Raw genomic sequence first — 12,218 nt, forward strand, 5'->3', positions numbered from 1 at the left:
TTGTCCTTCCATCGGTGAATGTTTCCCTCACAATCATAGTGAGTTCACCGGAACTTCACCTTGACCCGGTGGGCGGTCCCCCCAACCGGGGAACAGCCCCGGTGCCGCGGTGCGAGCTTTCGGTTGACAAAGGATCTGACGTCCCCATAAACTGACCGAACGATCGGTCGGTAGATGATGATACGGCTTCCGACCCTGACCACCAAGCACTGCGAGGACACCATGACTGCGACCGCGACGACAGAGAAGACACCGGAACAGCACTTCGACTCCCTCATCAACGACGAATCCCGCGTCGAGTCCACCGACTGGATGCCGGAGAAGTACCGGAAGACCCTGACCCGCCAGATCTCCCAGCACGCCCACTCCGAGATCATCGGCATGCAGCCCGAGGCCAACTGGATCTCCCGTGCCCCCAGCCTGAAGCGCAAGTCGATCCTCATGGCGAAGGTGCAGGATGAGGCCGGCCACGGCCTCTACCTCTACTCCGCCGCCGAATCCCTCGGCACCGACCGCGACACCCTGGTCGAACAGCTGCTGGACGGCACGGCGAAGTACTCCTCCATCTTCAACTACCCGGCACGCACCTGGGCCGACATCGGCGCCATCGGCTGGCTCGTCGACGGTGCCGCCATCGTCAACCAGGTCCCGCTGTGCCGCTGCTCCTACGGCCCCTACGGCCGGGCGATGGTGCGGGTCTGCAAGGAGGAGTCCTTCCACCAGCGACAGGGGTGGGAGATCCTGCACTCCCTGGCCAACGGCACGCAGGCACAGAAGCAGATGGCGCAGGAGGCGATCAACCGCTTCTACGGTCCGGCCCTGCAGATGTTCGGGCCGCCGGACGCCGAGTCCCCGAACTCCCAGCAGTCCATGGACTGGAAGATCAAGCGCTTCTCCAACGACGAACTGCGACAGCGCTTCGTGGACATGCTCGTCCCCCAGGTCGAGGCCCTGGGCCTCACCTTCGATGACCCGGACCTGGCGTGGAACGAGGAGCGCGGCCACTACGACTACGGCGACCTGGACTGGGACGAGTTCATGTCCGTGCTGAAGGGCCACGGCCCCTGCAACACCCAGCGTCTCGAGCACCGCAACAAGGCCCATGACGACGGTGCCTGGGTCCGCGAGGCGGCCGCCGCCTACGCCGCGAACCACGAGTCCGCGGATTCCGCCCTGATCAGCGCCTGACCAGCGCAACCACGAGAAGAGAAGAGAACACCATGTCGACCAACTGGCCCCAGTGGGAAGTATTCGTCCGTTCCAACCGTGGACTCTCCCACGTCCACGCGGGCTCATTGCACGCCCCGGACGAGACCATGGCACTGCGCAACGCCCGCGACCTGTTCACCCGCCGCAACGAGGGCACCTCGGTGTGGGTCGTCCCGTCCGCGGCGATCACCGCGTCCGACCCGGATTCCAAGGGCGGGTACTTCCAGTCGTCGTCCGGCAAGAACTACCGGCACGCCACCTACTACACCAAGTCGGAGGGAGTGAAGCACCTGTGAGCACGGAAACAACAGACGCAGAAGCAGCCACCGCCGTCAGCACCGACTCCGCCACCCACATGTCCGTGGGCGACGCCATCACCGCCGAGGAGATCACCGAGCTGGTCGGCAGTGACGACGCCACCACCGCCTCCCCGGAGATCGCGGAGTACGCCATGCAGCTCGCCGACGACTCCCTGATCCTCTCCCAGCGTCTCGGCTGGTGGATCTCCCGGGCACCGGAGATGGAGGAGGACATCGCGCTGGGCAACATCGCCCTGGACACCCTCGGCCACGCCCGGTTCCTCTACACCTACGCAGGGTCGGCATGGGGGAAGACCGAGGACGAGCTCGCCTACTTCCGCGACGAGGACGAGTTCCGTTCCGCCCGCCTGGTGGAGCAGCCCAACGGCGATTTCGGGCACACCATCGCCCGCCAGCTGATCTTCAGCTACTACGCCGGGGAGCTGTACTCCCGCCTGTCCTCCTCCACCGACACCATGATCGCGGCCATCGCCGACAAGGCGATCAAGGAGGTCAGCTACCACATCGACCACGCCACCCAGTGGGTGCTGCGTCTGGGGCTGGGCACGGAGGAGTCCCACCGCCGCATGCAGGAGGGGCTGACGTCCATGTGGCCCTACAAGGACGAGCTGTTCACCGACACCGAGGTCACCGACCGTGTCGCGGAGACCCACCCGGGTGCCGCGGTGCGGCCCTCCGAACTCAAGGAGCCGGTGGACGCCCACCTGGCGACCGTGATCGAGAAGGCCGGGTTGAGTGTGCCCACCGTCCCCGCCGCCGCCGACCTGGGACACACCAGGACGGGCCGCTTCAGCGAACACCGCGGCTACATCATCTCCGAGATGCAGTCCCTGGCCCGCCAGCACCCCGGGGCGGAGTGGTAGCCATGGTCACCGCAACCCCCGCCCGCCAGCACGCCTGGGACGCCGTCGCCACGGTGACCGACCCCGAGATCCCGGTGCTGACCATCGTCGACCTGGGCATCCTGCGGGATGTGCAGGTTCAGGACGGGTCAGTGACCGTGACGATCACACCGACCTACTCCGGCTGCCCGGCGATGTCGCAGATCACCGCGGACGTCACCACCGCCCTGGCAGACGCCGGCTTCGCTCCGGACTCCGTGACAGTGGAGACCGTGCTGAGCCCGGCATGGACCACCGACTGGATGACCGAGGACGGTAAACGCAAGCTCGAGGAGTACGGCATCGCCCCGCCGACGCACGAGGCCAGGCCCGCTGGCCCGGTCACCCTGCAGCTCGGCGTGCAGCGCCCCGACGTGCGCTGCCCGAACTGCCGGTCCCACCGCACCCGCGAACTGACCCGCTTCGCCTCCACCTCCTGCAAGGCCCTGTACGTCTGCAACGACTGCCATGAACCCTTCGACTACTTCAAGGTGCACTGATGACGACCACTGCCCCGCAATCACCGACCGCGCCGACCCCGAAACGCGCGAAGTTCAACCCGCTGACCGTCACCGAAGTCCGTCCGCTCACCGACGAGGCCGTCGAGGTCACCTTCGGTGTACCGGAGGACCTGGTCGAGGACTACAACTACGTCCCTGGCCAGTACGTGGCCCTGCGCGCGACCATCGACGGCACCGAGGTCCGCCGCTCCTACTCGATCTGTGCCGCTCCGCAGCCCGGGGAGATCCGGGTCGCCATCAAGAAGACCCTCGGCGGCGTGTTCTCCACCTGGGCGAACGAGGCTCTCGGGGCCGGGGACGTCATCGAGGTGATGAACCCGCAGGGGGCGTTCACGCAGAAGGTGCGCACCACCGCGATGAACGACCCGGCCGGACTGGTCGCCACCCAGCTGGAGCACAATCCGCGGGCCCGCCTGGTCGCCTTCGCCGCCGGCTCGGGCATCACCCCGGTGATGGCGATCGCGACGGCCACGCTGGCGTCCTCGCCCGACGCGACCTTCGAGCTGGTCTACGCGAACAAGTCCACGGTGGACGTGATGTTCGCCGAGGAGATCGGCGACCTGAAGGACCGTTACCCGGACCGGTTCACCGTGCACCACGTGCTGTCGCGCGAGAATCGCACAAGCCCCCTGCACACGGGGCGCATCGACGACGAGAAACTGTCGCTGATGCTGGACCGTATGCTGCGCGCCGGCGACGTGGAGGAATGGTTCCTCTGCGGTCCCTTCGACCTGGTGCAGCTCGCCCGGGACGAGCTCAAGGACCGCGACGTCCCCGAGGACCGGGTGCGCTTCGAGCTGTTCACCACCGGTAAGCCGACCACCCCGGACGGCCAGCAGGGACGCGCGATCGAGGTCAAGGACAACGAGCCGGTCTACGATGTCGGGTTCACCCTGGACGGGGCGTCCTCCACGGTCGCCTCACCACGCTCGGCACGGGAGACGATCCTCAATGCCGCGCTGCGTTCCCGTCCGGACGTACCCTTCGCCTGTGCTGGCGGGGTGTGCGGCACCTGCCGCGCGAAGCTGGTCTCCGGCACCTGCGACATGGATGAGAACTTCGCCCTGGAGCCCGACGAGGTCGAGGCGGGATACGTCCTGACCTGCCAGTCCCGGCCCACGAGTGATGCTGTGGAGGTGAACTTCGATGCCTGAGAATCCCCCTGTGTCACTCACCGTCACCGACGGGCTCGCCGAGATCGTCCTCACTGCACCGGAGAAACTCAACTCCCTCAACGCCGATGACCTGGCCGCCCTCGGTACCTGTGTGCAGGACGCCGCGTCCGGCGCAACGGCCGGCACCGTCCGCGCCCTGCTGCTGCGCGGCGAGGGACGCGGCTTCTGCGCCGGACGCGATGTCGCCGGCACCGACCCCGGCAACGACGACGCCTCCGGGTACCTGCAGACGTTGACCCCCGTCCTGCACGCGTTGGAGGACTTCCCCGCACCCACCTTCGCCGCCGTCCAGGGTGCATGCCTGGGGGTGGGACTGGGCCTGGCCGTCGCCTGCGACGTGGTCTACCTGAGCGAGAAAGCGAAGATCGGCTCACCCTTCGCCAACCTCGGCGCCACGCTGGACTCCGGCGGTCACGCCTTTCTCCTGTCACGGCTGGGCAGGCACCGTACCCTCGACCTCGTGTACTCCGGCGAACTGATCAGCGGGTCACAGGCCGTGGCCGAGGGACTGTTCTCCCGCGTCCTGCCCGACGACGAGCTGCAGGACGCCACACGTACCGCCGCGCTGAAGGCCGCCTCCGGCCCGACCCAGGCCTTCCTGGAGTCCAAACGTCTCCTGACCGCCATCGCGGAGGAGAACCTGGGCCCGCGCGAGGCCCTGGACCGTGAAAGTGCCGCCCAGGTGCGGCTGTCCCTGACCCCCGACTACGCCGAAGGCTTCCGCAGCTTCCAGGAGAAGCGGCGTCCCGTCTTCACCGGAAAGGCCCCCTCATGACCCTCGATCCCCGCGCCGCCTACATCGTCGAGGCGCGACGAACCCCCGTCGGACGCTACGGCGGGGCCCTCGCCTCCGTACGACCGGACGACCTCGCCGCCCTGGTCATCGGGGATGTCCTGGAGAGATCCGGGGTGGACGCCGCGACCGTGGACGAGGTCATCCTCGGCAACGCCAACGGTGCCGGCGAGGAGAACCGCAATGTGGCCCGGATGTCCTGGCTGCTGGCCGGCGGTCCGGAGCATGTCCCCGGAATGACGCTGAACCGCCTGTGCGCCTCCGGCATGTCCTCGGTGGCCGACGGGTGGCACAAGATCGCCGCCGGTGTCGCCGACATCGTGGTCGCCGGCGGGGTGGAGTCGATGACCCGCGCCCCGTGGGTGCAGGCCAAACCCGAGAAGGCGTGGGCGAAACCGGGCGCATCCTTCGACACGTCCATCGGCTGGCGTTTCACCAACCCGGAGCACCTGAAGGTGGACAAGCGCACGCTGTCGATGCCTGAGACCGCGGAGGAGGTCGCCGACGTGTACGGCGTCGCCCGAGAGGACTGCGATGCTTTCGCCCTGCAGTCCCACACGCGTGCATTGGCCGCGATCGATGAGGGACGCTTCGACGCCGAGACCACCCCGGTCACCGTCCACGGACGCAAGGGCGCGGTCAGTGTCGTCGACACCGACGAGGGACCGCGTGCGGAGACCTCGCTGGAGAAGCTGGCTGGCCTGCGCCCGGTGATCCGGCTGGACGGCGTGGTCACCGCGGGGAACTCCTCGGCATTGAACGACGGCGCGTCCGCCCTGGTCATCGCGTCCGGCGAAGCCTGCGGGAAGTACGGGCTGACCCCGCGCGCCCGCATCGTGACGGACGCGGCGGTGGGCCTGTCACCGGCAACCATGGGCATGGGCCCCGTCCCGGCGACCCGCAGGGTCCTGGAACGCTCCGGCTGGGGCATCGACGACCTGGACGCCGTGGAGATCAACGAGGCCTTCGCCACCCAGTCGCTGGCCTGCCTGCGCGAACTGGGGCTGGACGGGCGCCAGGACATCGTCAACGCCAATGGTGGCGCGATCGCCCTGGGCCACCCGCTGGGGTCCTCCGGTTCCCGGCTGATCGTCACGCTGCTCAACCGCCTGGAACAGTCGGGGGGACGCCGCGGCCTGGCCACGATGTGCGTCGGCGTGGGCCAGGGCACCGCGATCCTCATCGAGAAGGTGTGACGATGGGCTACTCCACACTGACACTGGACACCGTCGACACGGAGCACAGCTCTTTCGCCCTCGTCCGGCTCAACCGCCCGGAGGTGCGCAATGCCATCGACCAGGCCATGGTCGATGACCTGCACGCCGTCTGCGCCGAGCTGGAACGGGAGCCGTGCGTGCTGGTCATCACCGGCTGCGAGGTGGAGGGGCGTTCGGGACGCAAGGGGATCTTCGCCTCCGGTGCGGACATCACCCAGCTGCGTGAGCGCCGCCGGGAGGACGCCCTGCTGGGCATCAACTCCCGGATATTCGACCGGATAGCCACGCTGCCCATGCCTGTCATCGCCGCCATCGACGGCGTCGCCCTGGGTGGGGGCGCCGAACTGGCGCTCGCCGCCGACTTCCGGTTGGGCACCGAGGCCGTGCGCTTCGGCCAACCCGAGACGGGACTGGGCATCATCGCCGCCGCCGGTGGACTGTGGAGGCTCAAGGAGATCACCGGCGAGCAGATCGCCAAGGAGATCCTGTTCGCCGGCCGCGTCCTGAAGGGCACCGACTGCGTGGAGCACGGCATCCTGCTCTCCGTCCACTCCCCCGACACAGTGCTGGACGCTGCCGCGGACCTCGCCGACCGCATCGGCTCACAGGATCCGCTGGCGGTGCGGGTGGCCAAGCGCGTCTTCGACATGCCCCGCGACGCCCACCCGGCCGTCGACGACCTCGCCCAGGCGATCCTCTTCGAATCCGACGCGAAATTCGACCGCATGCAGGCCTTCATCGACAGAAAGAAGTGACATGACTGACTCTGGCACCACCTCCCTCCCCACACACGTCGGCGTTCTCGGCGGTGGCCGCATGGGCGCGGGCATCGCCCACGGCTTCCTGGTCTCCGGCAGCAATGTGACCGTCGTCGAGGCGAACCCCGGAGCCGCGGACACAGCGCGGGACCGGGTTGTCGAGCAGGTGCAGGCCTCCGCCGACCGCGGCAAGCTCACCGGTTCGGTGGAGGACGCCGCCGCCCGCCTCACCGTCTCCAGCTCCAACGACGACTTCGCCGGATGCGGCCTGGTCATCGAGGCCGTGCCCGAGGACATGGGCATCAAGACCGCCGCACTCCAGGGTGTGGCGAAGGTCGTCGGCGGGTCGGCATGGCTGGCAACGAACACGTCCTCCCTGTCCGTCGACGACCTCGCTGCCGCTGTCGGGGAGGTCACGGGCCACCCGGAGAAGCTCTGCGGCCTGCACTTCTTCAATCCGGTGCCCGCCTCGAAGCTGATCGAGGTCGTCATCGGCGACTCCACGTCACCGGAGCTCGCCGGTATTGCACCGGAGTGGGTCCGTGCGCTGGGCAAGACACCGGTAGTGGTGAAGAACCGACCCGGGTTCGCGTCCTCCCGCCTGGGTGTGGCGATCGCGCTGGAGGCGATGCGGATGGTCGAGGAGGACGTCGCCAGCGCCGAGGACATCGACAATGCGATGACACTGGGCTACAAGCACCCCGTCGGCCCGCTGGCCCTGACCGACATCGTGGGGCTGGACGTGCGGCTCGGCATCGCCGAGTACCTTGCGCAGGAGTTGGGGGAACGATTCGCACCGCCGCAGATCCTGCGCGACAAGGTCGCCGCCGGCGAGGTGGGACGCAAGTCCGGCAAGGGCTTCTACGAGTACTGATCGTCCCGGTCGTGGATCTGCACCAGGTGGCCGCAGGTGTCGTCGACGTGCTGGCTCACCGCCTGACAGGTGGGACCCGCGAATGCCTTTATTCCCGTGCTCCTCATTGACCGACGGCAATCCCGGAAGCGGCGCACTCGGGGCCGTGGCCACTCCTTGCTGTTGTTCCACACCGCTCCTAGCCTGGCTAACCCGCACCGCGGTCACCGGCACCTTCACGGAACGCACCACCATCGGTGACGACCTCGAGGTCATCCCCAGCTTCTCCCATACCTCGGGGACCACACTGTACCTGTGGGACAACGGGGAGCACCGGTTCCTGTTCACCGGGGACGCGATCTGGGTCGAGGACGGTGTCTGGCAGGCCGCCGTACTCGGCGAGAGCGACCGTCATGCTTTCGTCGACACGCTAACGCTGCTTCGCGACCTCGACTTCGATGTCCTGGTGCCCTGGCCTGCCCAGCGGGGCGCGCTCCCCTACGACGTCGTGACGCCCGAACAGAAACAGGAGCAGATCGACCAGCTCATCGCGCGAATCTGACCGGACCGACGGCCTTGTCCGGCAAAGGGTCTCCAGGAAAGAGCATCCACCACGTAGCCTGAACGTGTGTCCACCCCCATCGACCTCGTCGACCTCGAGTACCCGTTCACCGGGCGGTGGCTGGTGCAGAACAGCCCGGCCGACCTGGTGCCCAGTCACGGCACCACCTTGTTCGCGTCGTCCTACGCCATCGACTTCGTCCCGGTGAGTCCCGATGGACGCTCGGCCCCTGTGCGGCTGCGCACCCTCTTTCGCCCCGAGACCCCGGAGAGCTTCCCCGGGTTCGGACGCCGCATCCTGTCCCCGGCCGTCGGCACCGTCGTGGGGATCCACGACGGGGAACCCGACCACCACGCGTACCGCGGGTTCCCCTCCATCCGCTACGCCCTGGGGCAACGCGGACGCGCCGCCGAGGGCTGGATCAGTGTCGCCGGAAACCACGTGCAGATCGACATCGGCGGCGCCGTTGTCTTCCTCTGCCACCTGCAGCGCGACTCCATCACGGTTCGGCCGGGCGACAGGGTCAGTGTCGGTGAACCTATCGCACGCTGCGGAAACTCCGGCAACAGCACCGAGCCGCACGTCCACGTCCAGGTGGTCACAACCCAGAACATCGAGGAAGCGCTGCCGGTTCCACTGAGCTTCCGCGGCTCGCTGCCCGTCAGCGGCGAAGTGGTCATGGCCCGCTGACGTCGCCTACCCCGCGTCCACCACCAGGTTGGTGATCCTCGCGGTACAGAGTCGGCGCCCCGCATCATCGGTGAGCACGACCGCGTGGGAGCAGACTGAGCGACCCAGCCGGATCGCGGTGGCGGTGACCGTCACCAGCCCGGAGCGTCCTGACGCATGGTGGCTGGCATTGATGTCCACTCCGACCACCGCCTTGCCGAAGGTCGAGGCGTGCTTCAGCGCCGCCCAGGAGCCCACGGCCTCAGCGACCGCGACCATTGCTCCGCCATGGAGCAGACCCAGGGACTGCCTGTTGCCCTCCACCGGAATCGTCGCCACGACCTTCTCCGGGCTCTCCTCGAGGATCTCGACCCCCATTTTCTCGTCAAGTTCACCCAGGGTGATCTGCCACATCGTCCTACTCCTGCCTCGTCCGGCCCGCCGGATCGGCGGTTGTGTGTTGTCTCACTTCTTTCCTGTGCGATACTATAGCGTAACTGACCGACCGTTCGGTCATTATGCTCCGCAGACTGCGCAGAAAGGACGACCGTGACTGCAACCGCCCCCGAGACCACCCAGACCGACGTCACCACCCTCCCCAGCTACATCACCGACACATGGATCACCCCCGATGCCCACGCCCCCGGCGCGCGAGCCACCGCCATCACCGACGCCTCCACCGGCGCAGTCACCGCCCAGACAGTGGCCGACGGTTCCGTGGACACCGGCGCCGCCGTCCACCACGCCCGCACCGTGGGCCAGAGGAACCTGCAGCAGCTCACCACCCACGAGCGCGGCCTGATCCTCAAGAACATCGCCCTCTACCTCAACGACCGCCGCGACGGACTCTACGAGCTCTCCTTCGCCACAGGCACCACCAAGCGCGACAACCTCGTGGACATCGACGGCGGCATCGGCACCCTGTTCGCCTTCTCCTCCAAGGGCCGCCGCGAGATGCCGAACGCCAACGTCATCCCCGACGGCCCCGTCGAGGTCCTCAGCAAGGACGGCAGCTTCGTGGCCCGCCACGTCTACACCGCCATCCCCGGGGTCGCCGCACAGATCAACGCCTTCAACTTCCCCGTCTGGGGCATGCTCGAGAAGTTCGCCCCGGCCTTCGTCGCCGGCGTCCCCTCCATCGTGAAACCCGCCACCCAGACCTCCCCGGTCGCCGTGGAGTGCGTGCGCCTGATGGTGGAGTCCGGCCTCCTCCCTGACGGTTCCCTGCAGATCATCGCCGGTGCCGGACGCGACCTCATCGAGCACCTCGACGAGCGCGACCACCTGGCGTTCACCGGTTCCGCCGACACCGCCCGAGGGTTGCGTGGGTCGGATGCCGTGCAGAAGAACGGGCTGCGGTTCTCCGCCGAGGCGGACTCGCTCAACGCCGCGATCCTCGCCCCGGACGCGACCCCGGACACCCCGGAGTTCGACGCCTACATCCGCATCCTCTTCGGCGAACTCACCTCCAAGGCCGGTCAGAAGTGCACCGCGGTGCGCCGAGCGATCGTCCCGTCCGACCTGGTGGAGGCCGTGGTGGACGCACTGGGTACCCGACTCAACGACAAGGTCAGCGTCGGCGACCCCCGCAGCGGGGGCACGACGATGGGTCCGCTGGTCTCCAAGGACCAGCAGCAGGACGTCGCGGCAGCGGTCCAGTCGCTCGTCGACGCAGGGGCACGTGTCCGGCTCGGCGGTGGACCCGTCGACGACGGCGACAACGCAGAGGGCGCCTTCTTCGCCCCGACCATCCTCACCGTCGACGACCCGCGCACCGCGGCCGTCCACGACACGGAGGCCTTCGGGCCCGTGGTCACCGTGGTCGGCTACGACGGTGACGACATCAACGATGCCGTCGACCTGGCGAACCTCGGCCGCGGATCCCTGGTGGCCTCCCTGGTCACCCACGACATGGAGGTGGCATCCGGCGTCGCCCGCGGCATCGCCTCCCTGCACGGCCGGCTGCACATCGTCGACCGGGACGACGCGAAGACCTCCACCGGGCACGGCTCCCCGCTGCCCACCCTGGTCCACGGTGGCCCGGGACGCGCCGGCGGTGGCGAGGAACTCGGCGGCGTGCGCGGCATCAAGCATTTCATGCAGCGCACCGCGGTCCAGGGCTCACCCGACCACCTCACCGCCGTCACCGGCGAGTGGGTGCAGGGCGCGGCGACCCGTACGGTGACCCGCGCCGACATCGAGGCCGGCAAGGGCGTTCACCCCTTCCGGAAGTCCCTGGCTGATCTTCGGGTCGGCGACCAGCTCGTCTCCGAGGAGCGCGAGGTCACCCTCGACGAGATCCAGGCCTTCGCCGAGTCCACCGGCGACATGTTCTACGCCCACACCGACGAGGAGGCAGCGACGGCCAACCCCTTCTTCCCCCGGCGCGTGGCCCACGGTTACCTGCTGGTCAGTTGGGCTGCCGGACTGTTCGTGGAACCGGCGCCGGGACCCGTCCTCGCCAACTACGGCCTGGAGAACCTCCGGTTCATCACCCCGGCCACCTACGGCGACACGATCCGCGTCACGCTGACCGCCAAGCGCATCACCCCGCGCGTCACCGACGACTACGGCGAGGTCTGCTGGGACGCCCTGATCACCAACCAGGACGACGAGATCGTCGCCACCTACGACGTGCTCACCCTCGTGGAGAAGGAAGACACCACCTACGCGAACTGGGGTGCGCAATGACAGTGACCACTGACCTGCACACCGCGCCGGACACGATCCTGGCCCCCGGTGTCGCCGCGGGACCGGAGTTCGGGTGGGTCCGCGGCATGTTCCGCGACGACCGTGCCTCCCAGTTCCTGGGCATCACCATCACCCACCTTGAGGTCGGGGTCTGCGAGGGCGAGTTCACGCTACGCCCCGAAATGTGCAACGGCCACGGCAACGCCCAGGGCGGCTTCCTCTACGCCTTCGCCGACTCCCTGTTCGCCGGGGCCTGCAACTCGGGTGGTGAGGCGGCGGTCGCCGCCTTCAACACCATGCACTACATCGCCCCCGGCAAGGAGGGACAGCGCATCCACGGACGCGCCGTCCAGTCCGACACCTGGGGACGCAACGGCATCACAGATGTCGAGCTGACCTGCGACGGGCGGGTGATCGCCCAGTTCCGGGGGACGTCGCGCGTCGTCACACTGAAGTAATTGCAGTACCTGAAGTAACCCGTACACGCCTGCTCTCCACCGAACACAACCCTGGAGTCCCCCGTGGCCACTGTAATTCCGGACGCCTCGTCCGATCCCACACCTGAACCC

14 protein-coding genes are annotated in these 12,218 nt (G+C 68.1%); 13 read left to right on the forward strand and 1 reads right to left on the reverse strand.

Going from position 1 to position 12,218, the window contains the following annotated elements:
* The first annotated feature begins 222 nt into the window (after window positions 1–222).
* The 11 genes from paaA to ACTIL2_RS10690 all read left to right on the forward strand — a co-directional run bounded on the left by paaA (window position 223) and on the right by ACTIL2_RS10690 (window position 8,979).
* Complete coding sequence (gene paaA / locus ACTIL2_RS10640) at window positions 223–1,188, forward strand: 1,2-phenylacetyl-CoA epoxidase subunit PaaA (RefSeq protein ID WP_442337446.1); 966 nt, start codon at window positions 223–225, stop codon at window positions 1,186–1,188.
* Window positions 1,189–1,220: 32 nt separating this feature from the next.
* Complete coding sequence (gene paaB / locus ACTIL2_RS10645; protein WP_442337447.1) at window positions 1,221–1,505, forward strand: 1,2-phenylacetyl-CoA epoxidase subunit PaaB; 285 nt, start codon at window positions 1,221–1,223, stop codon at window positions 1,503–1,505.
* A 59-nt stretch (window positions 1,506–1,564) separates the two neighbouring features.
* Window positions 1,565–2,392: a 1,2-phenylacetyl-CoA epoxidase subunit PaaC gene (gene paaC / locus ACTIL2_RS10650; protein ID WP_442337459.1), complete on the forward strand. Its 828-nt coding sequence runs from the start codon at window positions 1,565–1,567 to the stop codon at window positions 2,390–2,392.
* 2 nt (window positions 2,393–2,394) lie between these two features.
* Window positions 2,395–2,910 (forward strand): 1,2-phenylacetyl-CoA epoxidase subunit PaaD, encoded by a 516-nt coding sequence (gene paaD, locus ACTIL2_RS10655; RefSeq protein WP_442337448.1) that lies wholly within the window; start codon window positions 2,395–2,397, stop codon window positions 2,908–2,910.
* Entirely contained in the window at window positions 2,910–4,085 is a 1,176-nt protein-coding gene (gene paaE / locus ACTIL2_RS10660; protein WP_442337449.1) for a 1,2-phenylacetyl-CoA epoxidase subunit PaaE, read from the forward strand. Before paaD ends, paaE begins: the two co-directional genes overlap by 1 nt.
* Window positions 4,078–4,881: an enoyl-CoA hydratase/isomerase family protein gene (locus tag ACTIL2_RS10665; RefSeq protein ID WP_442337450.1), complete on the forward strand. Its 804-nt coding sequence runs from the start codon at window positions 4,078–4,080 to the stop codon at window positions 4,879–4,881. Before paaE ends, ACTIL2_RS10665 begins: the two co-directional genes overlap by 8 nt.
* On the forward strand, window positions 4,878–6,095 hold the full coding sequence (locus tag ACTIL2_RS10670) for a thiolase family protein (protein ID WP_442337451.1): 1,218 nt from the start codon (window positions 4,878–4,880) through the stop codon (window positions 6,093–6,095). The genes ACTIL2_RS10665 and ACTIL2_RS10670 overlap by 4 nt, the downstream gene beginning before the upstream one ends.
* 2 nt (window positions 6,096–6,097) lie before the next feature.
* Entirely contained in the window at window positions 6,098–6,871 is a 774-nt protein-coding gene (locus ACTIL2_RS10675) for an enoyl-CoA hydratase/isomerase family protein (RefSeq protein WP_442337452.1), read from the forward strand.
* A 1-nt stretch (window position 6,872) separates the two neighbouring features.
* Window positions 6,873–7,748, forward strand: coding sequence for a 3-hydroxyacyl-CoA dehydrogenase family protein (locus ACTIL2_RS10680; protein ID WP_442337453.1), 876 nt, complete (start codon window positions 6,873–6,875; stop codon window positions 7,746–7,748).
* Between the two features lie 82 nt (window positions 7,749–7,830).
* Window positions 7,831–8,289: a hypothetical protein gene (locus ACTIL2_RS10685; protein WP_442337454.1), complete on the forward strand. Its 459-nt coding sequence runs from the start codon at window positions 7,831–7,833 to the stop codon at window positions 8,287–8,289.
* A gap of 66 nt (window positions 8,290–8,355) precedes the next feature.
* On the forward strand, window positions 8,356–8,979 hold the full coding sequence (locus ACTIL2_RS10690) for a M23 family metallopeptidase (protein WP_442337455.1): 624 nt from the start codon (window positions 8,356–8,358) through the stop codon (window positions 8,977–8,979).
* A gap of 6 nt (window positions 8,980–8,985) precedes the next feature.
* On the opposite strand, the gene ACTIL2_RS10695 is transcribed toward ACTIL2_RS10690, so the two are convergent.
* Window positions 8,986–9,372 carry a PaaI family thioesterase gene (locus ACTIL2_RS10695; protein WP_442337456.1) on the reverse strand — a complete coding sequence of 129 codons (387 nt, stop codon included), beginning with the start codon at window positions 9,370–9,372 and terminating at the stop codon, window positions 8,986–8,988.
* 135 nt (window positions 9,373–9,507) lie between these two features.
* Between ACTIL2_RS10695 and paaZ the strand changes: the two genes are divergently transcribed.
* Both paaZ and paaI read left to right on the forward strand, forming a co-directional pair.
* On the forward strand, window positions 9,508–11,649 hold the full coding sequence (gene paaZ, locus ACTIL2_RS10700) for a phenylacetic acid degradation bifunctional protein PaaZ (protein ID WP_442337457.1): 2,142 nt from the start codon (window positions 9,508–9,510) through the stop codon (window positions 11,647–11,649).
* Window positions 11,646–12,107 carry a hydroxyphenylacetyl-CoA thioesterase PaaI gene (gene paaI, locus ACTIL2_RS10705; RefSeq protein WP_442337458.1) on the forward strand — a complete coding sequence of 154 codons (462 nt, stop codon included), beginning with the start codon at window positions 11,646–11,648 and terminating at the stop codon, window positions 12,105–12,107. Before paaZ ends, paaI begins: the two co-directional genes overlap by 4 nt.
* The last annotated feature ends 111 nt before the right edge of the window (window positions 12,108–12,218 follow it).

It is taken from the genome of Corynebacterium sp. (assembly GCF_052107835.1).
Lineage (GTDB): Bacteria > Actinomycetota > Actinomycetes > Mycobacteriales > Mycobacteriaceae > Corynebacterium.